The sequence below is a fragment of the Parazoarcus sp. PS-13 R2A genome (genome assembly GCF_057621855.1).
This window is the reverse complement of record NZ_JBYEXN010000004.1, coordinates 1-21,653: the sequence shown is the minus strand read 5'-3', so window position 1 is coordinate 21,653 and position 21,653 is coordinate 1. Positions and strand designations below refer to the sequence as shown.

Annotated in this window: 20 protein-coding genes; 17 read left to right on the top strand and 3 right to left on the bottom strand. The window is 62.8% G+C overall.

From position 1 onward, the window contains the following. Positions 1-192 precede the first annotated feature (192 nt). From htpX to def, 3 genes are read right to left on the bottom strand one after another with little or no spacing between them, the layout of a single operon-like run. Complete coding sequence (htpX, locus tag AC22G6_RS05570) at positions 193-1,035, bottom strand: zinc metalloprotease HtpX (RefSeq protein WP_487365945.1); 843 nt, start codon at positions 1,033-1,035, stop codon at positions 193-195. A 59-nt stretch (positions 1,036-1,094) separates the two neighbouring features. Continuing rightward, positions 1,095-2,057, bottom strand: coding sequence for a methionyl-tRNA formyltransferase (gene fmt, locus AC22G6_RS05565; protein ID WP_487365944.1), 963 nt, complete (start codon positions 2,055-2,057; stop codon positions 1,095-1,097). Positions 2,058-2,079: 22 nt separating this feature from the next. Further along, positions 2,080-2,583 carry a peptide deformylase gene (def, locus tag AC22G6_RS05560; RefSeq protein ID WP_487365943.1) on the bottom strand — a complete coding sequence of 168 codons (504 nt, stop codon included), beginning with the start codon at positions 2,581-2,583 and terminating at the stop codon, positions 2,080-2,082. 165 nt (positions 2,584-2,748) lie between these two features. On the opposite strand from def, the gene AC22G6_RS05555 reads away from it, so the two are divergent. From AC22G6_RS05555 to AC22G6_RS05475, 17 genes are all read left to right on the top strand, one after another. Continuing rightward, positions 2,749-3,771 (top strand): LysM peptidoglycan-binding domain-containing protein, encoded by a 1,023-nt coding sequence (locus tag AC22G6_RS05555; RefSeq protein ID WP_487365942.1) that lies wholly within the window; start codon positions 2,749-2,751, stop codon positions 3,769-3,771. 59 nt (positions 3,772-3,830) lie between these two features. Then, positions 3,831-4,949, top strand: a complete 1,119-nt coding sequence (gene dprA, locus AC22G6_RS05550) for a DNA-processing protein DprA (protein ID WP_487365941.1) — start codon at positions 3,831-3,833, stop codon at positions 4,947-4,949. Positions 4,950-5,017: 68 nt separating this feature from the next. Next, a complete protein-coding gene (locus tag AC22G6_RS05545) occupies positions 5,018-5,485 on the top strand; it encodes a Smg family protein (RefSeq protein ID WP_108949992.1) in 468 nt (155 codons plus the stop codon). A gap of 114 nt (positions 5,486-5,599) precedes the next feature. After that, entirely contained in the window at positions 5,600-8,203 is a 2,604-nt protein-coding gene (locus AC22G6_RS05540; RefSeq protein WP_487365940.1) for a DNA topoisomerase III, read from the top strand. Between the two features lie 171 nt (positions 8,204-8,374). Further along, on the top strand, positions 8,375-9,982 hold the full coding sequence (locus tag AC22G6_RS05535; protein ID WP_108949991.1) for a peptide chain release factor 3: 1,608 nt from the start codon (positions 8,375-8,377) through the stop codon (positions 9,980-9,982). A gap of 20 nt (positions 9,983-10,002) precedes the next feature. Further along, entirely contained in the window at positions 10,003-10,521 is a 519-nt protein-coding gene (locus AC22G6_RS05530; protein WP_108949990.1) for a retropepsin-like aspartic protease family protein, read from the top strand. A gap of 4 nt (positions 10,522-10,525) precedes the next feature. Beyond that, complete coding sequence (locus tag AC22G6_RS05525; protein WP_487365939.1) at positions 10,526-12,211, top strand: sensor histidine kinase; 1,686 nt, start codon at positions 10,526-10,528, stop codon at positions 12,209-12,211. After that, the gene (locus AC22G6_RS05520; RefSeq protein WP_487365938.1) at positions 12,208-13,575 is read left to right on the top strand and encodes a sigma-54-dependent transcriptional regulator; all 1,368 of its coding nucleotides are present in this window, start codon (positions 12,208-12,210) and stop codon (positions 13,573-13,575) included. Before AC22G6_RS05525 ends, AC22G6_RS05520 begins: the two co-directional genes overlap by 4 nt. A 370-nt stretch (positions 13,576-13,945) precedes the next feature. Continuing rightward, positions 13,946-15,121, top strand: coding sequence for an ABC transporter substrate-binding protein (locus tag AC22G6_RS05515; protein ID WP_487365937.1), 1,176 nt, complete (start codon positions 13,946-13,948; stop codon positions 15,119-15,121). Between the two features lie 31 nt (positions 15,122-15,152). Further along, a complete protein-coding gene (locus tag AC22G6_RS05510; RefSeq protein ID WP_487365936.1) occupies positions 15,153-16,460 on the top strand; it encodes an ABC transporter substrate-binding protein in 1,308 nt (435 codons plus the stop codon). Positions 16,461-16,541: 81 nt separating this feature from the next. Continuing rightward, positions 16,542-17,441 carry a branched-chain amino acid ABC transporter permease gene (locus AC22G6_RS05505; protein ID WP_108951433.1) on the top strand — a complete coding sequence of 300 codons (900 nt, stop codon included), beginning with the start codon at positions 16,542-16,544 and terminating at the stop codon, positions 17,439-17,441. Then, positions 17,441-18,385 carry a branched-chain amino acid ABC transporter permease gene (locus tag AC22G6_RS05500; RefSeq protein ID WP_487365935.1) on the top strand — a complete coding sequence of 315 codons (945 nt, stop codon included), beginning with the start codon at positions 17,441-17,443 and terminating at the stop codon, positions 18,383-18,385. The genes AC22G6_RS05505 and AC22G6_RS05500 overlap by 1 nt, the downstream gene beginning before the upstream one ends. Continuing rightward, positions 18,382-19,167: an ABC transporter ATP-binding protein gene (locus AC22G6_RS05495; protein WP_108949984.1), complete on the top strand. Its 786-nt coding sequence runs from the start codon at positions 18,382-18,384 to the stop codon at positions 19,165-19,167. The genes AC22G6_RS05500 and AC22G6_RS05495 overlap by 4 nt, the downstream gene beginning before the upstream one ends. Then, entirely contained in the window at positions 19,164-19,811 is a 648-nt protein-coding gene (locus AC22G6_RS05490; protein WP_108949983.1) for an ABC transporter ATP-binding protein, read from the top strand. The genes AC22G6_RS05495 and AC22G6_RS05490 overlap by 4 nt, the downstream gene beginning before the upstream one ends. A gap of 21 nt (positions 19,812-19,832) precedes the next feature. After that, positions 19,833-20,987, top strand: a complete 1,155-nt coding sequence (locus tag AC22G6_RS05485; RefSeq protein ID WP_487365934.1) for an iron-containing alcohol dehydrogenase — start codon at positions 19,833-19,835, stop codon at positions 20,985-20,987. Between the two features lie 12 nt (positions 20,988-20,999). Next, complete coding sequence (locus AC22G6_RS05480) at positions 21,000-21,446, top strand: acyl-CoA thioesterase (protein WP_108971852.1); 447 nt, start codon at positions 21,000-21,002, stop codon at positions 21,444-21,446. Between the two features lie 21 nt (positions 21,447-21,467). Next, positions 21,468-21,653: aldehyde dehydrogenase family protein (locus AC22G6_RS05475; RefSeq protein WP_487365933.1), on the top strand; the 186-nt coding region annotated here is incomplete at its 3' end.

The window sequence follows — 21,653 nt, the reverse complement described above, 5'->3', positions numbered from 1 at the left end:
CGGCACGCGTTTATGCCGGCCCTCGCGGGCAGGCGCTTGGATGGCAGTACTCAGACCGCCGCTTCGGAAAGGCCAAAAACCTGCCCGAAGCCGTGATTCTAGGAGATTGCAAAGCAGTCGGGGCAGGGATCCGAAAATGGATCACCTGCCCCGACCGGTATCACGCCGCCACACGGGCAGCCAGGAAGATGCTCAGCGCATCGCGCGCAACTTGGCGACGCGTTCCTCGGTCGCCGGATGGGTTGAGAAGAGGCCGCGCAGACCGCCGCCGGACAGCGGATTCATGATCATCATCTGTGCAGTCTCCGGATGCGCTTCGGCAGCGTGCATCGGAATGCCGCGGGCGAAGGCGTCGATCTTGGTCAGCGCGCTGGCGAGGGCTTCGGGATCGCCCGAAATTTCGGCACCACCGCGGTCGGCACCGAACTCGCGGGTGCGGCTGATCGCCATCTGGATGAGCATGCCCGCAATCGGCGCCAGCAACATGACGATGATGGAGACGATCGGGTTCGGACGGTTCTCACCATCACGCGATCCGCCGAAGAACATGCCGAACTGGGCGAGCGAGGAGATGGCACCGGCGACGGTGGCAGAGATGGTCGAGATCAGGATGTCGCGGTTCTTCACGTGCGCCAGTTCGTGCGCCATCACGCCGCGCAGCTCGCGCTCGGAGAGCATGCGCATGATGCCCGACGTGGCCGCCACCGCAGCGTGCTCTGGATTGCGGCCGGTGGCAAAGGCATTGGGCTGGTCTTCGTCGATGATGTAGACCTTGGGCATCGGCAGGCCGGCACGCTGCGACAGATCGCGCACCATGTTGTAAAGATAGGGCGAGCTGCTCTCATCGACCTGACGGGCGTTATACATCTTGAGCACCGCCTTGTCCGAGAACCAGTAGGCCCACAGATTCATGCCGCCGCCCAGCAGCAGCGCGATCAGCATGCCCTGCTGGCCCCCGATGGCACCACCGACGACGCCGAACAGGGCGACGATACCGGCCATCAGGATGGAGGTTTTCATCCAGTTTCCAAACATTGATCATGTTCCTCAAGAACGTTGGGTTTGCGCGATAGATGGAGGCAATTACCGGAAAATCAAGCAGCTGCCGGATTCCCGACGGTAAACCTGTCACCCACATTGACTGCGAAACCGCGCAGAAATTCCCCTGCACCCATGCGTCTGCTGCCGGGCCGCTGCATGACGGTGAAACACAGCGCAGCCTCGCCGCAGGCAATGACCACACCGGCTTCATCCGCCCGCACCACCTGCCCCGGCTCGCCACCCGCGTCGACGAGGTGCGCAGACCAGAACTTGATCGGGGTGTCGTGCAGATGTCCCACCGCCCCCGGGAACGGATTGAAGGCCCGCACCGCACGTTCGAGCTCGCGTGCAGGGCGCTGCCAGTCGATTTCCGCGTCGGTGCGTCCGATCTTGCTGGCATAGGTCACGCCTTCGAGCGGCTGCGGCTGTGCCCTGAGCTCGCCCTCGGGCAGCAGACGCAGCGTCTCGACGATATCGCCGGCGCCGAGCAGTGCGAGCTTGTCGTGCAGGCTGCCGGTGGTGTCGTCGGCGGCGATCGGCAGCACGTGCCGCATCAGCATCGGCCCGGTATCGAGCCCTTCGTCCATCTGCATGATGGTGATGCCGGTCTCGGCATCACCCGCCTCGATCGCACGGTGGATCGGCGCCGCGCCGCGCCAGCGCGGCAACAGGGAGGCGTGGATGTTGAGACAGCCCAGACGCGGCAACTGCAGAACCTCGGGCGGCAGGATCAGGCCGTAGGCGGCGACCACCAGCACGTCCGGCGTGCACTCGGCAAGGCGGGCACGCTGCTCTGCCGTGCGCAGGCGCTCGGGCTGGTCGACGTCGATGCCGTGCTTCAGCGCAACCTGCTTGACCGCGCTGGGCGTGAGTTTCATGCCGCGTCCGGCGGGACGGTCGGGCTGGGTGAGGACGAGCGGCACTTCGAAGCCGGCGTCGATAATCGCTTCAAGCGCGCGCGCCGCGAAATCCGGCGTGCCTGCGAAGGCCACGCGCAAGGGGGGGGTCGTCGTCATCGGTTTCTCTGGCAGTCCGCGCTCAGGCGGTGATTCGGGCTTTCTTTGCCAGGCGGCTCTTGATCCGGCCCAGCTTGAGCTGCGACAGGTATTCGACGAATACCTTGCCTTCGAGGTGATCCAGTTCGTGCTGGATGCACACCGCCAGCAGCCCTTCTGCCTCGAGTTCGAAGGGCTCGCCCTTTTCGTTGAGCGCCTTCACCCTGACACGCTCCGCGCGGGTCACCTTTTCGTAGATGCCCGGCACAGAAAGGCAGCCCTCTTCACAGACCTGCTCGCCGCTGCGCTCGATGATTTCCGCATTGATCAATGCCATCAGCCCGGTCTGGTCCTCGCTGATGTCGATCACCACGACGCGCTTGTGAACATCGACCTGGGTTGCTGCCAGTCCGATGCCGGGTGCCTCGTACATGGTTTCAGCCATGTCCTTGACCAGCTGGCGAATGGAATCGTCCACAACGGCAACGTCGGTCGCGCGCGTATGCAGACGGGGATCGGGGAAACGGAGTATTGGTAGTAGAGCCATAAATGCTTGCCGCGATAAGCCTTTAAGTGCAGAATTTCAAGCGCTTTGACATGAATGACCATGTGCTGCGCCTGACGTCGTATAGGGGTATGTCTTCTTCGACGCTCGCCGGCCATTTGCGTTCCGGGCCGGCTCGTGCCGACCCGCATCAACCGGAAGCGAGCAATGATACGAATTATATTCCCTCTCATCGTCTGCATTGCGACCCTTGTCAGCAACACTGCGGCCGCCCAGGGCGCAGAGATTGCAGACGATGCGCCGGACTCCTACACCGTGGTCAAGGGCGACACCCTGTGGGGCATCTCCGGACGCTTCCTCAAGCAGCCGTGGCGCTGGCCTGAAGTCTGGCGCATGAACCGCGACCAGATCCGCAATCCGCACCTGATCTATCCCGGCCAGATCGTGCATCTCGATCGCAGCGGCCCGTGGCTCAGCATCGGCAAGCGCCTGGGTATCGACAAGCGCCTGCCGCAGATCTACGAGGAAACGCTCGGCAACGAACTCCCCAGCATTCCGCTGAATGTGATCGAACCCTTCCTGAACAAGCCCCTCGTCGTGGACGAGGCACGTCTGCAGGGCGCAGCCACGATCATCGCAACCGAAACCAATCGCGTATTCACTGGCACCGGTGACACCGTCTTTGCCAAGAACGTCAGCGACGATGCGGATGTATGGCAGATCTTTCGCCCGGCCACGCCGCTGAATGATCCCATCACCGGTGAGATCATCGCCTACGAGGCAGCCTATCTGGGTGCCGCGCGCGTCTCCGAGCGCAGCGATCCGGTCACTCTCGAGATCGTCGATTCCGTCGAGGAGATCGGCGTCGGCGACCTGATGCTGCCGAGCGAACGCCCGAACGTGTTTTCCTTTGTGCCGCATGCGCCGGAGAATCCTGTCGACGGTCGCGTCATGTCGATTTATCGCGGCGTGGCCGAAACCGGCAGGCTCAACGTGGTCTCGCTCAACGTCGGTGAGCGTGACGGTATTGAACGCGGTCACGTGCTGGCCCTGTATCGCAACCGGGGCATTGCCGAGTACAAGGAAGACGGCGTCAAGGAGACCTATCAGCTTCCCGAGAAACGCTATGGCCTGGTGTTCGTGTTCCGCACCTTCGAACGTGTTTCCTACGCCCTGGTGATGGATTCCGACGGGCAGGTTTCAATCGCTGACGGCGCTCGCAAACCCTGACCGGAAACGCTCTAACGGCGGACAGCGCAGAGCTGGCCGCCTGGCTGAGACTGGCGCTGGTGCCCGGCCTGGGCCCTGAGCGCCAGCGCAAGCTGCTGGCCGCATTCGGTCTCCCATCGGGGATCTTCGCGCACAGTCGCAGTTCGATTGCGGCGGTAATCGGAGGCGAGGGCGCCGATCTGCTCCTGGCCCCGTGCGAGCGCACCGCAGTCGATGCCGCGCTGGCGTGGTCCGCCGAAGACGGCAATCACATTCTCACGCTGGCCGACAGCGCCTATCCGCAGTCACTCCTCGACACCGCCGATCCCCCCATCCTGCTCTACGTGAAGGGCGATCCGGCACTGCTCAACCGTCCTGGGCTGGCCATTGTCGGCGCGCGCTCGTCCACTGCCCAGGGCGTGGCAAACGCGGAAGCCTTTGCCCGCAGCCTGAGCGAGGCACAACTCACCATCATCAGCGGCCTGGCCCTCGGTATCGACGCCGCAGCCCACCGGGGCGCGCTCTCTAGCGGCGAAGGCAGCACGGTGGCGGTGATCGGTACCGGCGCCGATCGCATCTATCCCGCCGGCAACGCCGCGCTTGCGCGCGAAATCGCTGCCAGCGGAGCCATCGTCAGCGAGTTTGCGCTCGGCACCCCACCCTTGCGGCACAACTTTCCGCGTCGAAACCGCCTGATTGCCGGACTGAGTCATGGCGTGCTGGTGGTCGAAGCCGCAATCGGCAGCGGCTCGCTGATTACCGCAAGACTCGCCACCGAGATCGGACGTGAAGTGTTTGCCATTCCCGGCTCGATCCACTCGCCGCTGGCGCGCGGCTGCCATCGCCTGATAAGGGAAGGGGCAAAACTGGTCGAGACCGCCGAGGACGTGCTCGAGGAGCTGCGGGGACGGGTGGATAGTTTGCCGCCCGCGCACGCACGACCACGCCGAAAAGCCGCGTCGGCGGCCCCGATCGCCCCCTCTCAGCCGCAATTGCCACTCACGCCCGAGGCCTCGAAACTGCTCGCGGCCCTGGGTGACGAGGCCATGGATATCGATACCCTTGCGCTCCGTTGCGGCTTGACGGTCGATGCGCTGTACGCCATCCTGCTGCCCATGGAACTGGAGGCCGTGCTCGTTCGCCTGCCAGGCAACCGGTTCCAGCGCCTCCATAAAGAGGGAGCGCCCGTTCGGGACTAGTGCCCAACGTTCGCGAGTGCCGCGTTGTGCGGCCTGTTGAACCGTCAAGCTCATTCCGGGAGGTCATCATGTTCGACGTTCTTGTATACCTCTTCGAAAGCTATATTCACGCCGACGCCTGCCCCGCGTCCGATCAGCTTGCCCGCAAGCTCTCGGCCGCCGGGTTCGAAGACGAAGAAATCAATGAGGCGCTCGACTGGCTCGCCGGTCTGCGCCGCGTCGCCGATACCAGCCAGCCATGCACGCCGCCGAGCGCGGGTTCGATCCGGATTTATGCCGAAGAAGAACACGCCCAGCTCAGCCCCGAATGTCGTGGCTTCATCGCCTTTCTCGAAGCCGCTGGCGTACTCGACGCCGGCAAGCGCGAGCTGATTGTCGAGCGTGCGATGGCACTGGGCGACTTCAACATCACGTTGAACCGGCTCAAGGTCATCGTGCTGATGGTTCTGTGGCAACAGGAACAACCTGTGGATGGTCTCATCATCGACGAACTGCTATCGGGCGACGATGAAGAGTATCAGCCAGTCTTCCACTGAGTCCGGAGCGGACTCGGCGCCCTTGCAAGTCATCCGGCGGGCTCTTTATCATCCGCCGCTCTACAACCTATCGGACGGACGCCCATCGGGGTGCTCCGCAGCGGCCAAGCCGGCATGAGCAAGCAACTAATCATCGCGGAAAAACCCTCCGTTGCGCAGGATATCGCCCGTGCGCTGGGCGGCTTTACCAAGGAGAAGGACTACTTCGAGTCCGATGACTACGTATTGTCGTCGGCCGTGGGCCATCTTCTTGAACTCGCCGTGCCGGAGGAATACGAAGTCAAGCGCGGCAAGTGGACCTTTGCCCATCTTCCTGTCATTCCGCCGCACTTCGCCATCAAGCCGATCGAGAAGACCGAGGATCGGCTCAAGCTGCTGACGCGGCTGATCAAGCGCAAGGACGTCACCGGCCTGATCAACGCATGTGACGCGGGACGCGAAGGCGAGCTCATCTTCAACTTCATCGCCCAGCATGCCGGCACCGGCAAGCCAATGCAGCGCCTGTGGCTGCAATCGATGACCGCCACCTCGATCCGCGACGGTTTTGCCAACCTGCGCGCCGCCCGCGACGTCGAAGGCCTGCGCAATGCCGCGATCTGCCGCGCCGAGAGCGACTGGCTGATCGGCATCAACGGCACGCGTGCGATGACCGCGTTCAACTCCAAGACCGGTGGATTCCACCTCACCACGGTCGGCCGGGTGCAGACCCCCACGCTGGCCATCGTCGTCGAGCGCGAAGACCGCATCCGCAAGTTCAAGCCGCGCGATTACTGGGAACTTGAAGCCACCTTCGGCTGCAAGGCGGGCGAGTACACCGGGCGCTGGCTCGACGAGAAGTTCAAGAAAGTCGAGGGCGACGAACACGCCAACGCGCACCGCCTGTGGGATGCGGCGAGTGCCGAAGCCATCCGCGCCAAGTGCGAAGGCAAGCCGGGACAGGTCAGCGAGGAGGCCAAGCCTTCCAGCCAGATGTCACCGATGCTGTTCGACCTCACCAGTCTGCAGCGCGAGGCCAACGGGCGCTTCGGTTTCTCGGCCCGGGTCACGCTGCAGATCGCCCAGGCACTGTACGAGAAGCACAAGGTGCTGACCTACCCGCGTACCGATGCACGTGCGCTGCCGGAAGACTACGTCGGCACCGTACCCGAGGTGATGAAGGGGCTGCCGATCGAGTACGCTCCCTTCGCCAACGAGATTGCGAAAAAGGGCTGGGTCAAGCCGAACAAGCGCATCTTCAACAACGCCAAGATTTCCGACCACTTCGCGATCATCCCCACCGGCGCTGCACCGAAGTCGCTGTCGGAAGCCGAGCAGAAGATTTACGACCTGGTCACCCGCCGCTTCCTGGCGGTGTTCTACCCCGCAGCCGAGTACCAGATCACCACCCGCATCACCCGGGTCGAGGGCGAAGCCTTCAAGACCGAGGGCAAGGTGCTGGTGAACGCAGGCTGGCTTGCCGTGTATGGCAAGGAAGGCACGTCTGACGAAGGCGGCAAGGACAGCAAGGAAGGCGGCGGCGCCCAGCTGGTTGCGGTGCAGCCGAACGAGACGGTGTCCACCGAAGACCTCCTGGTCAAGGCGCTGCAGACCAAGCCGCCGGCACGCTTCAACGAAGCGACGCTGCTCTCGGCGATGGAAGGCGCGGGCAAGATGGTCGACGACGAAGAGCTGCGCGCCGCCATGGCCGACCGCGGCCTCGGTACGCCAGCCACGCGGGCACAGATCATCGAAGGTCTGATCGCCGAGCAGTACATCCATCGCGACGGGCGCGAACTGATCCCGAGCGCCAAGGCGTTCTCGCTGATCACGCTGCTCAAGGGCCTCGGCGTGTCTGCGCTGACCTCGCCGGAACTGACCGGCGGCTGGGAACACAAGCTCTCGCTCATGGAGCGCGGCGAGCTGTCGCGCGAAGCCTTCATGAACGAGATCGCCGAGATGACGCGCGAAGTCGTCGATCGCGCAAAGAGCTTCGAGTCCGATACCGTACCGGGCGATTTCGTCACCCTGAGCACGCCGTGCCCGAAATGTGGCGGCGTGGTGAAGGAGAACTACAAGAAGTTTGCCTGCCAGTCCTGCGACTGGAGCACGTGGAAGATCGTTGCCGGCCGCCAGTTTGAGTACAACGAGATCGAGACCTTGTTGCGCGAGGGCAAGGTCGGCCCGCTTCTCGGCTTCCGCAACAAGATGGGCCGGCTGTTCAACGCCGACATCGTGCTCAACGAAGACAAGCAGCCGACTTTCGACTTTGGTCAGCCCAAGGAAGGCGAGGAAGCCGAACCGGTCGACTTTTCCGCTCAGGAAAGCCTCGGCAGCTGCCCGAAATGTCAGGCGCGCGTGTTCGAGCATGGCATGGCCTATGTGTGCGAGAAATCCGTAGGGCCGGGCAAGAGCTGCGATTTCCGCTCGGGCAAGGTCATCCTGCAGCAGCCGATCGAACGCGAGCAGATGAGCAAGCTGCTGACCGAGGGCAAGACCGAATTGCTCAAGGGCTTCGTGTCCGCACGCACACGGCGCAAGTTTTCTGCTTACCTGGTACGCGGCAAGGACGGCAAGGTCGGTTTCGAGTTTGAAGCCAAGACGCCCAAAGCCGGCGCAGCCAAGACTGCAGCGGGCAAGACCGCTGCCACCAAAACCAGCGCCAAGAAGACGGACGAGGAAGGCGAAGCTGCTGCGGCGAAGCCGGCACCACGCAAGCGCGCGACGAAGAAATCCGCCTGACCACGACAGGACCTGTGACCGCAGGCGTGCAAGCACGCCGCCACGCTGCAGGTCCTGTCGCTTCATCCGGGCGTTGCCGATCGCCACGATCGGGCCCGGTTCCTTGATAGAATCGTGCCTGTTCCCGCCTCGCCCCATCGGGCCGGCGGCTTTGTTTTTTGCGGATCTCCCATGGCCGATACCCCTTTCCCGCCCGAACTGCTGCGCGATGTCCAGAAGCGCCGCACCTTCGCCATCATTTCCCACCCCGACGCCGGCAAGACCACGCTGACCGAAAAGCTGCTGCTGTTCGGCGGCGCCATTCAGCTCGCCGGCACGGTGAAGGCACGCAAATCGGCCCGCCATGCCACCTCCGACTGGATGGAAGTCGAGAAGCAGCGTGGCATCTCGGTCACCAGCTCGGTGATGCAGTTCGAGTACCAGGGCAACACGATCAACCTGCTCGACACCCCGGGCCACGAAGACTTCTCCGAAGACACCTATCGCGTGCTGACCGCCGTCGATGCCGCAGTGATGGTGATCGACGCAGCCAAGGGTGTGGAAGCACAGACCATCAAGCTGCTCGACGTCTGCCGCCTGCGCAACACGCCGATCATCACCTTCGTGAACAAGATGGACCGCGAGGTCCGTGAGCCCTTCGAGCTGCTGTCGGAGATCGAGGAAGTGCTCAAGATCCAGTGCGCACCGGTGAGCTGGCCGATTGGCATGGGCAAGGCCTTCCGCGGCGTCTATCACCTGCTCAACGATGCGGTGCTGCGCTTTACCTCCGGCGAGGAAAAACGCAGCGATGCCGAAGTCATCAAGGACATCAACAATCCGCTGCTCGACGAGCTGTTTCCGATGGAAATAAAGCAGGTCCGCGATGACGTCGAACTGCTCAACGATGCCTCGCCCCCGTTCGAGCTCGACGAGTTCCTTGCCGGGCGTCAGAGCCCGGTGTTCTTCGGTTCGGGTATCAACAACTTCGGCGTGCAGGAGATCCTGCAGGCGCTGATCGACTGGGCTCCGCCACCGCAGCCGCGCGACGCCGGCAAGCGTCTGGTGGAACCGGCCGAGGCCCCGTTCTCCGGCTTCGTGTTCAAGATTCAGGCCAACATGGACCCGAAGCACCGCGACCGCATTGCCTTCTTCCGCATCTGCTCGGGGCGCTACAGCTCGGGCATGAAGGTGAAGCACGTACGGGCAGGGCGTGACATGAAGCTGGCCAACGCGCTGACCTTCATGGCCAACGAGCGCGTGCTCAAGGACGATGGCGTGGCCGGCGACATCATCGGCATTCACAACCACGGCCAGCTGCAGATCGGCGACACCCTGACCGAAGGCGAAATCCTCGGCTTCAAGGGCATTCCGTATTTCTCGCCGGAAATGTTCCGTGCCGCACGCCTGCGCGATCCGCTCAAGTCCAAGCAGTTGCAGAAAGGCCTGCAGGAGCTTGGCGAAGAAGGCGCCATCCAGGTGTTCGAACAGGAAGGCGGGCAGATGCTGCTCGGCGCCGTCGGCCAGCTGCAGTTCGAGGTGGTGGCCCAGCGCCTGAAGGATGAATACAAGGTCGATGCGATTTTCGAATCGGCCGACATTCATACCGCGCGCTGGCTGACCTTCCCCGACGACCTTACCCGACGCAATTTTGAATATGAGCAGGCGCTGCGTCTGGGCAAGGATGTGGATGGCAACATGGTCTATCTCGCCACCAGCCGCTACAACCTCGCAGTGACCATGGAAAAGTGGCCGAAGGTCGGCTTCCATGCCACCCGCGAGCACGGCCAGGTCCTCGCCTGAACCGGTCTGCACGCTGAGCGATGAACACGCCCGGGCAGCACAGCACCCGCAGACTCGGTCGCATCATGTCGTGGCTGTCGGCGCTGGCGCTGCTCGGCGTGCTGTGGCTGTTCTTTGCCGATCAAGTCGATCGCAGGCTCAACCCCAACCGCTACCTGGAAGTTGCACCGGGTAGCCGCGAACTGGTGCTCCAGCGCAACCGCATGGGGCATTACGTCGCCCCCGGCACCATCAACGGCCAGCCGGTCAGCTTCCTGCTCGACACCGGCGCGACCCAGGTTTCCATCCCCGCCCATCTCGGCCCCGTTCTCGGGCTGCAGGCGGGCGCGCCGGCACAGGTGATCACGGCTAACGGCAACGTCACCGTGCGCATGACCCTCATCGACGAACTCGCACTCGGCCCCTTCGTGGCCCGCCAGATCCGTGGTGACCTCAACCCGGGAATGCGCGACGACCAGATCCTGCTGGGCATGAGCGTGCTCAAGCACCTCGAGTTCGTGCAGCGCGGGGACACGCTGATTCTGCGGGCGCCGGAATGAGCGCATGAGGATCCGGAACAGTCTGGTCCGGAAGTATTTTCTGGTGTCCCTGCTGGGCGCCGTGTTGCCGATGGTGCTCGTATCGGCGCTCTATGACCGCTACGCCAGTGCACTGCTAGAACAGATCACCGGCGAACGCCTGTCGGCTCAGCTGGCATCGACCGCAAGCCGGCTGAACTCGTTTTTCGACGTTCGCGTCTATCAGATCGAAACCCTGTCCAATCATCCCGCACTTCCCCTGCTCGCGCAGGCTCCTCTGACCGGGCTCGATACCGAAATCGACGCCTTGCTGCGCATCGAAGCGGATGTCCCGGACCTCTATGGCATCCTGATGTTCGGTGCATCCGGACAGCTCAGCAGAATCATCGCCGGCCAGGCCGCTTCCGGCGCCCCCTACTGGAGCGATCTTGCCTTCGATGTGGCCACGCTGCCGGTCACACCTGCATCGGGTGTGGATGTAATCGGGCCCGTCGTACCGGCAGATGGTGCCTCCGGCTGGTTCCTGATGCGACAGTCGCTGCGTAACCTCAACAATGGTGACCATGCGGGCAGCATCGCCTTGCATGTGCGCCTCGCATCGGTAACGGAACTGCTCGGCGGCGCCTCACTTGCCGGCATCCTGCAACCGGTGCTGAAGACCCCGGCGGGCATCTTCAACGTCGTGGGCCAACCCGTCACCCCCAGTCGCCAGATGGTTGCGGGCCCCGAGGTGTTGCCAGGCTGGCAACCGATGCTGGTCGTCGATCCCGACCAGCTGATCAAACCCTTCAAGACCGCACGCCACGGACTCTACTTCGCTAGCATCACCGCCCTCCTTGTCATCATCGTGCTGTTCGCGCGTCTGGCCAAGGGCCTGCGGCGAAGGGTCGAACCCCTCACTGCAGGTGCGGAAGCCGTATCGACGGGGGACCTGAATTACCGCATCAGGGTGCTGGGCGATGACGAGATCAGCCTGGTTGCGACCAGCTTCAACAGCATGGCAAGCAAGTTGCAGGAGATGTTCGAACGCACGGTCCGGGTCGAACGCCTCGCGGTTCTCGGCGAATTCGCCACCGGCGTCGCACACGAGATCCGCAACCCGCTGGCGACGATCAAGACGACCGTACAGGCGCTGGCCCGAAGCGAAAAGAACAACGAGCGCCTCGAACTCCTGGAGGACGTCGGTCGCGAGATCGACCGCCTGAACCGTGTCATGAGCGATCTGCTTGAGTTTGGCCGTCCGCGCCCGCCCGATTTGCAGGCCGTTTCCGCCCGCGCGCTGCTCACCCGTCTGTATGCCCTGATGAACCCTTCGACCCTTCAGGCCAGCATTGATCTGGAGGTGGCCGAAAATCAGGATCATGTCATTTTTCATGCCGACGAAGACCAGGTGATCCAGATTCTCGTCAACCTGGTCCTGAATGCGGTTCAGGCAACACCGGCGGGCGGTTCGGTCAGGCTTCAGGTCACACGCACTGGCCCTTCCGAAGCAGCGATCGAAGTACGCGACACCGGCACCGGCGTAGACGAGGCCGTTCTCGCCCGAATGGCCGACCCGTTCTTCACCACCAAACCCAAAGGCTCGGGCCTCGGCCTGAGCATTGCGCGGCAGCTTGCCGAATTGCAGGGGGGCCGGCTCGAGTTCTTCAGCACCTTGGGAGAAGGAACAATGGTAAGGCTCACCCTGCCAACACAAGGGGACACGCTTTGAGTGCAGTACTGATCATCGACGACGAAGCCGCCTTGGTACGTTCGCTGAGTTTTGCGCTGAAGGAAGCGGGATACACTCCGCACAGCGCACACAACGGTGTCGAAGGACTGGAGGCCACAGCCCGGATCGCACCTGATGTCGTGCTGCTCGACCTGCGCCTGCCGGATCTTTCAGGCATGGAGGTGCTTGAGCGTTTGCGCGAGCGCCAGCCGGATTTGCCGGTAATCATGATTTCTGCGCACGGCGATACCCGCGCCGCGGTTCAGGCGGTGAAGCTTGGCGCTGCCGACTACCTGAGCAAGCCCTTCGAGCTTGATGACCTGTTCCACGTAATCGAAACGGTGCTCGACAAGAAGCGCATGCGCAGCGAACTCAGCTTCCACCGCGAGGCCGCACTCGGGTCGGGATCACTCATCGGCGACAGTCCCGCGATGCGCGAGCTCGATCAGACCGTGCGCCGCGTCGCCACCAGCAGTTCTGCCCGCGTGCTGTTGCTGGGCGAGTCCGGCACCGGCAAGGCACTGGTCGCACGCGCCATTCACGCATGCAGCCAGCGCGCCGACGGCCCTTTCATCGAGGTGAACTGCGCTTCGCTGCCGGAGCAACTGATCGAGGCCGAGCTGTTCGGTGCGGAGAAGGGCGCCTACACGGGAGCACATCAGAAACGCACCGGACTCGTCACCCTGGCCGGCAACGGAACGCTGTTCCTCGACGAGATCGGTGAACTCCCGCTCGCATTGCAGGCGAAGTTCCTCCATTTTCTCGAGGACGGACGCTACCGCCCCATTGGCTCCGGAAGGGCACTGAATACGGATGTGCGGGTGGTGGCTGCGACCAACCGCGACCTGGCCGAAGAAGTGAGCCGGGGGCGATTCCGCGAAGATCTGTATTACCGGCTCAATGTCATCCAGCTCCGGATACCGCCCCTGCGCGATCGGGGCGACGACATCATCGAACTGGCAACCCACTTTTGCCAGCGCTATGCGCGCGAGGAAGGCAGCACACCGATCCGGCTGTCAGACGAGGTGCGGGAGATCTTCCTGCGCTATCCATGGCCGGGCAACGTTCGTGAACTGAAGAACACCATCGAGCGGCTCACCATCCTGACGCCCGGACGCAGCATTGTGCCTGCCGACCTGCCAAAGGAGATGACTGTCGGCACGGCGAGTCCGGACGCGGACACACCTGCGGAAAAGGAAAAACCGGCGTCTGTGGGACCCATCACCGGCCAGCTGGCACAAGCCGAGCGTCAGTTTGTGGAAGCGGCGCTCAGTGAAGCCGGCGGTCAGAAAGGCCGCGCTGCAGACATTCTCGGCATCTCGCGCCATGCGCTGAAGCGACGACTGCAGCGGCTCGGCCTGTAAGCGAGCGCAATCCGCTCAGACACGCGCGCACGGCGAGCGGAATCCGCTCATAAAGCGCTCACGTGCGCGCTTCGAGTTCGCATCAACTCGATCAAAACCCCCTGAAACCCAGCATCCATGCACCCTGGCGATCAAATCGCCGGGCTGGCATGGGCTTTGCTGTTATTGAACCAAAGTCGTAAGGATGCATGCATCCGAAACGACATCGAGAGGAGACACCGTCGTGACCCAGTTCCATACAGGGCGCCGTTTTGCAGCCCGGGCAGCATGTTCACTGCTGGTACTTTGTGCCGCGGTCGAGCCGTTGACCTCATGGGCTCGAGTGGAGCTTGGTGCGCCTGCCGGCAAGGCAGACGCCACGATAGGCTGCATGTTCCCGATGACGGGTCGCGCAGCGATCTACGGTCGCGACAGCATTGCCGGGATGAAGCTGGCACTTGCCGACCTTGCCCGCGATGGCACCCCTGCACCGACGTTGCGCGTGCTGATCGACGACACGCGCTCAAAAGCCTCCTATGCGGTGCGAATTGCGGAAGATTTCATCCACCGCGATGGCGCTCGCTTTCTGTGTGGCATGGTCAGCTCAGGTGTAGCGCATGCGGTGAGCCAGACCGCCCAGCGCAACCGGGTGATCATGGTCGGCACCGACCACGCGTCCTCGCGCCTCACCATCGAAGCCTTTCACAAGTACTACTTCCGGGTGTCGAACGACTCCTACACCTCGATGGCGGCCGGTGCCCGCTACCTTGCAGAACTGCAGCGCAAGACCGGCTGGAAGCGCCTCGCGTTCATTGCCCCCGACTACGACTACGGTCACGTCTCCTGGATCGACCTGCGCAGCAACTTCGAGCGGCTCGGCGTCAAGTTCGACCTGGTCGGCATGTTCTGGCCCAAGCTCTATGAGCCGGACTACTCCCCTTATATCGACGCGCTGCAAAAGGCCGAACCCGAGATCGTCGTCACCGCGCTGTGGGGCGGAGATTTCATCGCCTTCATGAAGCAGGCGGCAAGCACCGACTTCTTTGACCGCACGCGATTGGCGAACTTCGATACCGGCGCGAATTACGAGGTCATGGTCGCCCTCGGCGACAAACCGCCAAAAGGCCTGATCGTCTCCGCCCGTCATCACAACAACTGGCCCGAGAGCGAACGCAACCGGCGCTTTGTAAACGATTTCCACAAGGCCGAAGGCCGCTTCCCGACCTATGCAGCCGAAGGCGCATACAGCGGAATCATGATGATCGCTGCAGCGATCAGAAAGGCCGGCAGCGCGACGGACACGGACGCAATCGTGACCGCGCTGGAGGGGCTGCACCTGCAGCTACCCGAAGATCCCGACGGTTTCACGTCATATATCGACCCAGACACCCACCAGATCGTGCAGATGCAGGCCGTCGGCGAAGTCGTGCCGGACGACCGCTTCCCGCCCGCACGGGTCATGGTCGGCAACTGGACCGTATATCGGGCGGAGGACCTTTCACCGCCGCCCGCCCTTGTCCGCGAACGTCGCTCCCGAGCGGCAGGAACGTCGGATTACTTTCCGTAGAACAAAGCTTTACCAAAGGAGGCAACACCAGATGAAAAGAACAAGATCGTATCTCGCACCCACCGCCCTCGCACTTGCCGCGGCCATCGGTTTTTCGGCGCCGGTCACCGCAGCGGAAAACGGAAAATTCCGCGTGGGTATCGTGACCTTCCTGTCCGGCGCAGCGGCTGGCCCGTTTGGCGTACCGTCGCTCAACGGCGCCAAGCTCGTGATCGATGCACTCAATGAAGGCAAGGTGCCGGCACCCTACGGACTGAAGGGTATCAATGGTCTCGAGATCGAAGCCGTCATCGTCGACGAGAATGGTGGTGCAAGCAAACAGGTGGAAGAGTTCCGCAACCTGGCCGAGCGTCACAAGGTTGATGCCGTCATTGGCTATATCTCGTCCGGCGACTGCCTGGCCATCGCGCCTGTGGCGGAAGAGCTGAAGCTCACGACGGTACTGTTCGACTGCGGCACCTCGCGCCTGTTCGAGGAGAACAAGGCACCCACCTATGTTTTCCGTACCGGCCTCGATGCCGCCATCGACAACATCGGCGCCGCGCGCTATCTCATCGAAACCGGGCGCAAGCTCGAGTCCGTGGCCAGCATCCAGCAGAACTACGCCTGGGGCCACGACTCCTGGGGCGACTTCTCGGCTGCCATCAAGCAGCTCAAGCCCGGCGTCAAGGTCACCACCGAGCAGTTGCCCAAGCTCTTCCAGGGCCAGTACGGTGCCGAGATTTCCGCGCTCAGCGTCAGCAAGCCCGACGTGATCCACAGCAGCTTCTGGGGCGGCGACATGGAAGCCTTCGTGCTCCAGGGCAACGCCCGCGGCCTGTTCGACAAGCGTACGGCCGTCCTGACCTGTGGCGAATCCGCACTCGACCGTTTCAAGGGCCAGGCGCCCAATGGCCTGGTGATCGGTGCGCGTGGTCCTTTCGGTGCCTTCGCGCCGGAAAACACGCTGAGCACCTGGTTCCGCACCGCCTATCGCAGCAGCGCGGAAATGGACCCGACCTATCCTGCATTCAAGATGGCACAGGCCATCCTGGGTCTGAAAGCAGCTGTGGAAAAGGCAGCGGGCAAGCCAGGCGTCATTCCGGCCAAGGAAGAAGTGGCCCGCAGCTTCAAGGGTCTGACCTTCGAGTCCGTATCGGGCACCGTGCGCATGGCGCGTGCCAACGGTCATCAGGCGCTGCAGGGCATTGCCTACGGCGAATACAAGTTCGATGCAAAGTCGGACAAGGCCACGATTGCCAACGTGAAATCCTACAGCGGCGAATGCGTGACCCCGCCGGACGGCACCACTGCGGCCGACTGGATCAAGGCCGGCTTCCCCGGTGCGCAGTGTAACTAAGCCTGCGTGACCTGCCCCGGCGGAGCGATTCCGCCGGGGCCTCCTTTCCGTGTTTTCCCCTCTCTCATCGGAGCAATGAGCATGACGACGCTCTATGCAATTCTGATCGACGGGATGATCTACGCCTCATGGTTGTTCATGGTGGCGGCGGGTCTGACCGTGATCTACGGGGTGATGCGCATCCTGAACATGGCCCATGGCAGCTTCTACTCCATCGGTGCCTATACGGGTGCATCCCTCGTTGGCTGGTATTTCTCCGGCGCAGAAGGTGCGCCCTACTGGAGCTATGCCTTGTTACTGGGTGCCGCGCTGGTGTCTGGCGTGGTGGTGGGTCTGCTGATCGAGCAGGGCCTGCTGCAGTTCATGTACAAGCGCGACGAGATCCTGATGGTGATCGTCACCTATGCCCTGCTGCTGATTCTGGAAGATGCCACCAAGCTCATCTTCGGCGTCGACCCCTATTTCACCTTCCAGCCGTACAGCCTGCTCGGTCGCAGCGAGATCGGGGAACTGACCTTCGCCAACTACGACCTTGCGCTGATCGCCGTTTCGGCCGTGATCGGTGCCGCCTGCTGGCTCACGCTGAACCGGACCCACACCGGAAAAGTCCTGCGCGCGGTGATTCAGGATCGCGAGATCGCAATCGCCATGGGCGTGAACGTGAAGTTGATGTTCGCCGCAACCTTCGTGGTCGGTACCACGCTGGGTGCGATCGCCGGCGCACTGACCGCACCCGCCATCTCGGTGTCGCCCGGCATCGGCGTCGAAGTGATCGTGCTGGCGTTTGCCGTCGTCGTGGTCGGCGGTCTGGGCAGTATCGAAGGTGCGATCGTCGGCGCCCTGCTGGTCGGGATCACCCGTGCAGCAGCAGTGCACCTCGCGCCACAAATTGAACTGTTCGTGATCTACGGCGTTATGGCCCTGGTGCTCGCGGTGCGGCCACAAGGCCTTTTCGGACGCGATCTGGCGAGGAAAATCTGATGTTAAAACTCGATAAGACAGAAATCTGGCTGCTCGTGTCGGCACTCGCGCTGGTTGCGTCCGCCTTCCTGCTGCCGAGCTGGCTGACCTTCATCCTGACGCTGGCCCTGGCCAAGGCACTGGTGGTGCAGGGCGTCGTGATCCAGATGCGTGCCGGTCTGGTCTCCTTCGGACAAGGGCTCTTCTTCTGCATCGGTGGCTACAGCGTCGGCATGGGCGGAGCTTTTCTCGGTATCCACGATGCATTCGTGCTGATCGGCCTTGGAGTTGCTGCTTCAGTGGGCGTGGCCGCGATCCTCGGCTTGCTGATGACCCGCTATCGCGACATCTTCTTCGCCATGCTCTCGCTGGCGCTGTCGATGATCCTGTACGGTCTCATCGTCAAGAACCAGGCTCTGGGATCGACCGACGGTTTCAACGTCCATGACGTCACCTTCCTCGGCTGGATGCCTGCAGGCGAAGATCAGAAACTGGTCATCTTCATGCTCACGGTCCTCGTAGCCGGCGGTATCGCGATCGCGCTCAACCGCTACATGAAATCGGGACTGGGCGGAGTCAACGAGGCCATCAAGGAAAACGAGATCCGGGTCGAGTTCCTCGGCCTCTCCCCGCGCTGGATCCTGTACGCCAATTACCTTTTCGCCGCCGGCATCTCCGCCGTAGGTGGCGCATTCACTGCGCTCGCCACCGGCCATGTCGACCCCGAAATGGCGTTCTGGACCACCTCGGGCGAGTTCGTCTTCATCGCCCTGCTCGGCGGCACTTCACATGTGGCCGCCCCCTTCATCGCCGCCGTGCTGTTCGCACTGGTACGCACCTATGCGCTCGAACTGGCTCCGCATTCGTGGCAGATGATCCTTGGCTTCGTGCTGCTCGCCATCATCGTCTTCCTGCCCAAGGGCCTGTGGAGTCTGGTCGCCGAGAAACGGAGGGCTGCGGCATGAGCATCATTCTCGAAACCCGTGGCCTGAATCGCAGCTTTGGCGCGGTGACGGCTGCACGTGACCTCAATGTGCAGATCGAATCCGGCGAGGTTGTCGGCGTCATCGGCTCCAACGGCGCCGGCAAGACCACCTTCATCAACATGGTGACCGGCTATCTGCCGCCTTCGTCGGGCGAGATCCTGTTCGAAGGCAAGTCCATCGTCGGCAAGAGCACACGCGAGATCATCCGCAAGGGTATGACGCGCTCCTTTCAGGTGGCGCAGCTCTTTCCCGAAATGACCGTGCTCGACAACCTGCTGATTGCGCTCGTCGCGGCAGAGGGACCACGACCGTCCTTCTTCAGCGGCCTTCGCAGCAAGTCCCGGGTCGCAAGGGCCGACGAGATCCTTGAGGAATTCGCCGTTCAGCAATACCGCGACGCCATCGTCAGTGCTGTACCTCAGGGCGCACGCAAGCTGATCGACATCGCCATGGCCCTGATCGGCAAGCCCCGCATGCTGCTGCTCGACGAACCCACCAGCGGCGTCAGCGTGGAAGAGAAGTTTCCGCTGATGGACACGGTGATGCTTGCGGTTCGGCGCCACAAGGTGACGGTGCTTTTCGTCGAACACGACATGGAGATCGTCGAGCGCTACGTCTCGCGCGTACTCGCGTTCTACAGCGGCGAAATCATCAGCGATGGCGCGCCCGCCAAGGTGTTTGGCGATGCCAAGGTGCAGGAACTCGTCATCGGTCACGGCCACGGTCGCAAGACCGAAGAAAAAGAGAGGAGCGCGGCATGACGCTGAATATCAGGGGACTCAACGTGTCCATCGACAGCATTCCCATCCTGCGCGACGTTGCGATGGAAGTGCCCAAAGGCGCCATGATTGGCCTGATCGGACGCAACGGCGCGGGCAAGACCACGCTGATGCGCAGCATCATGGGCCTGCTGCCCATCGAGTCCGGCGCCATCCGCATCCACGACCAGGACATGAGCAAGGTGGCCGGTTACAAGCGCGCCGGACTCGGCGTGAGCTATCTCCCGGAAGACCGCCGCCTGATCCCGCAGCTCACCGTGGAAGAAAACATCCTGATGCCGGCCTGGGCAAACGGGATCAAGGATGCGCCTCAGCGCCTGGCATGGATCTACGAGCTGATGCCCGAAGTGGCGGAGTTCCGGGATCGCCGCGCGCTGCAGCTCAGTGGTGGCCAGCAGAAGCTGGTAGCCCTGGCGCGCGCACTGATGCCCGGAAGACGCCTGCTGTTGCTGGACGAACCCTTCGAAGGCGTCGCGCCGGTGCTCTCGCGCCGCCTGACCGAAGTCATCGCAAGCCTGGGCAACGAAGGCTTGTCCGTGGTGCTTTCCGAATCCGACGACGTCCATTCTGCCGACCTCGTCGACCGCAGTTATCGCATCGAACGCGGTGTGGTCGAAGCCGCCTGATTCCGCCTCAAGGAGAAAAGAATGACGAATTTCGTGTTTGAAACCACGCCCCGGATTGTGTGCGAAACAGGCGCTGCAGCGCGTCTTGGCGATCTGGCAAGGGAGCTCGGCATGCGTCACGCGATGATCGTGACCGATCGCGGTCTGATCGAGGCCGGCGTGCTGAATTCTGCACTCGAAGGCTTCAAGTCGGCCGGCGTTGCCACCACCGTATTCACCGACGTGCTGGCCGATCCGCCGGAAGAGTCGGTGCTGAGCGCAACCGAGGCCGCCCGCGCCGCCGGGGCAGACGGCATCATCGGCTTTGGCGGCGGCAGCTCGATGGACACCGCAAAGCTCGTTGCCCTGCTCGCAGGCGCACCGCAGGCCTTGACCGAAGTCTATGGCATCGGGCTTGCCCGCGGTCCGCGCCTGCCGCTGATCCAGGTACCGACCACGGCCGGTACCGGCTCGGAAGTCACGCCAATCGCCATTGTGACCACCCCGACGCAGGAGAAGAAAGGCGTCGTATCGCCCATTCTCTACCCCGACATCGCCGTGCTCGACGGCACGCTGACCGTCGGTCTGCCGGCGCGGGTCACCGCCATGACGGGCATCGACGCAATGGTGCATGCGATCGAGGCCTATACCTCGCGCCACAAGAAGAACCCGCTGTCGGACAGTCTTGCAGTGAAGGCGCTGGAACTCCTCTATACCAATATCCGCAAGGTGATCGCCGACGGCAGCGACCTGCCCGCGCGCTCGGCGATGCTGCAAGGCTCGCTGCTGGCAGGCATGGCCTTCGCCAACGCACCGGTTGCAGCGGTGCACGCCCTGGCCTACCCGCTGGGCGGGCATTATCACGTGCCACACGGCCTGAGCAATGCGCTGGTACTGTCACCCGTGCTGGCCTTCAACCGCAGCGCGGCGGAAACGCCCTACGCCGAACTGGCGCAGGTCATCCTGCCCCAGCGCAGCTTTGCCAACGCCGCAGAAGCGGCCGACGCCTTCATCGAGGCCATGCGCACCCTGGTCGCCGAAATGCCGTTCGAGCAACGCCTGAGCGAAGTCGGTGTCGGTGCCGATGACCTCGACATGCTCGCACGCGACGTCATGAACATTCAGCGCCTGTTAATCAATAATCCGCGCGACGTGACCGAAGCGGATGCACGCGCGATCTACGCCTCGGTACTGTAAGGATTCGCCAATATGTCATCAAAGGAAGAAACCCGCGCCGCCTACCCGCATATTCAGGCGATCACCACGCGCTGGATGGACAACGACGTTTATGGTCACGTGAATAACGTCCAGTATTACAGTTACTTCGACACCGTCGTAAATCAGTGGCTGATCGAGCGCGGACTGCTCGATTTCCAGAACAGCGAGGTGATCGGTCTTGTGATCGAAACTTCTTGCGCCTACTTCAGCCCAATTGCCTTTCCTGACGTGGTTCAGGCGGGCCTGCGCGTTGCCCGCATCGGCAACAGCAGCATTCGTTACGAAGTCGGCCTGTTCCGCAATGACGAAGACACGGTTTCAGCCGCCGGTCACTTCATCCATGTATATGTCGATCGCAAAACCAACCGACCGGTGCGCGTACCCGATGCAATGCGTGAAGCACTGGCCGAAATCCAGTCAATCCAGACCAATAACTGACATCCAAGAGGAAAGAACACAATGACACTCGCACTCAAAGACCCGAGTCTGCTTCGTTCCAGCTGCTACATCGACGGCGAATGGGTCGCTGCCGACGCCGGCGCCACCATCACCGTCACCAACCCCGCCACCGGCGAGACCGTCGGCACCGTGCCGAAGATGGGCCAGGCCGAAACCCGCCGCGCCATCGAAGCCGCCAATGCCGCA

Excerpts from the sequence above, each read along its gene's own strand:
- htpX (WP_487365945.1), bottom strand. The coding sequence starts at position 1,035 with ATGTTTGGAAACTGGATGAAAACCTCCATCCTGATGGCCGGTATCGTC.
- fmt (WP_487365944.1), bottom strand. The coding sequence starts at position 2,057 with ATGACGACGACCCCCCCCTTGCGCGTGGCCTTCGCAGGCACGCCGGAT.
- def (WP_487365943.1), bottom strand. The coding sequence starts at position 2,583 with ATGGCTCTACTACCAATACTCCGTTTCCCCGATCCCCGTCTGCATACG.
- AC22G6_RS05555 (WP_487365942.1), top strand. The coding sequence starts at position 2,749 with ATGATACGAATTATATTCCCTCTCATCGTCTGCATTGCGACCCTTGTC.
- AC22G6_RS05545 (WP_108949992.1), top strand. The coding sequence starts at position 5,018 with ATGTTCGACGTTCTTGTATACCTCTTCGAAAGCTATATTCACGCCGAC.
- AC22G6_RS05540 (WP_487365940.1), top strand. The coding sequence starts at position 5,600 with ATGAGCAAGCAACTAATCATCGCGGAAAAACCCTCCGTTGCGCAGGAT.
- AC22G6_RS05535 (WP_108949991.1), top strand. The coding sequence starts at position 8,375 with ATGGCCGATACCCCTTTCCCGCCCGAACTGCTGCGCGATGTCCAGAAG.
- AC22G6_RS05530 (WP_108949990.1), top strand. The coding sequence starts at position 10,003 with ATGAACACGCCCGGGCAGCACAGCACCCGCAGACTCGGTCGCATCATG.
- AC22G6_RS05525 (WP_487365939.1), top strand. The coding sequence starts at position 10,526 with ATGAGGATCCGGAACAGTCTGGTCCGGAAGTATTTTCTGGTGTCCCTG.
- AC22G6_RS05515 (WP_487365937.1), top strand. The coding sequence starts at position 13,946 with ATGTTCCCGATGACGGGTCGCGCAGCGATCTACGGTCGCGACAGCATT.
- AC22G6_RS05510 (WP_487365936.1), top strand. The coding sequence starts at position 15,153 with ATGAAAAGAACAAGATCGTATCTCGCACCCACCGCCCTCGCACTTGCC.
- AC22G6_RS05505 (WP_108951433.1), top strand. The coding sequence starts at position 16,542 with ATGACGACGCTCTATGCAATTCTGATCGACGGGATGATCTACGCCTCA.
- AC22G6_RS05500 (WP_487365935.1), top strand. The coding sequence starts at position 17,441 with ATGTTAAAACTCGATAAGACAGAAATCTGGCTGCTCGTGTCGGCACTC.
- AC22G6_RS05495 (WP_108949984.1), top strand. The coding sequence starts at position 18,382 with ATGAGCATCATTCTCGAAACCCGTGGCCTGAATCGCAGCTTTGGCGCG.
- AC22G6_RS05490 (WP_108949983.1), top strand. The coding sequence starts at position 19,164 with ATGACGCTGAATATCAGGGGACTCAACGTGTCCATCGACAGCATTCCC.
- AC22G6_RS05485 (WP_487365934.1), top strand. The coding sequence starts at position 19,833 with ATGACGAATTTCGTGTTTGAAACCACGCCCCGGATTGTGTGCGAAACA.
- AC22G6_RS05480 (WP_108971852.1), top strand. The coding sequence starts at position 21,000 with ATGTCATCAAAGGAAGAAACCCGCGCCGCCTACCCGCATATTCAGGCG.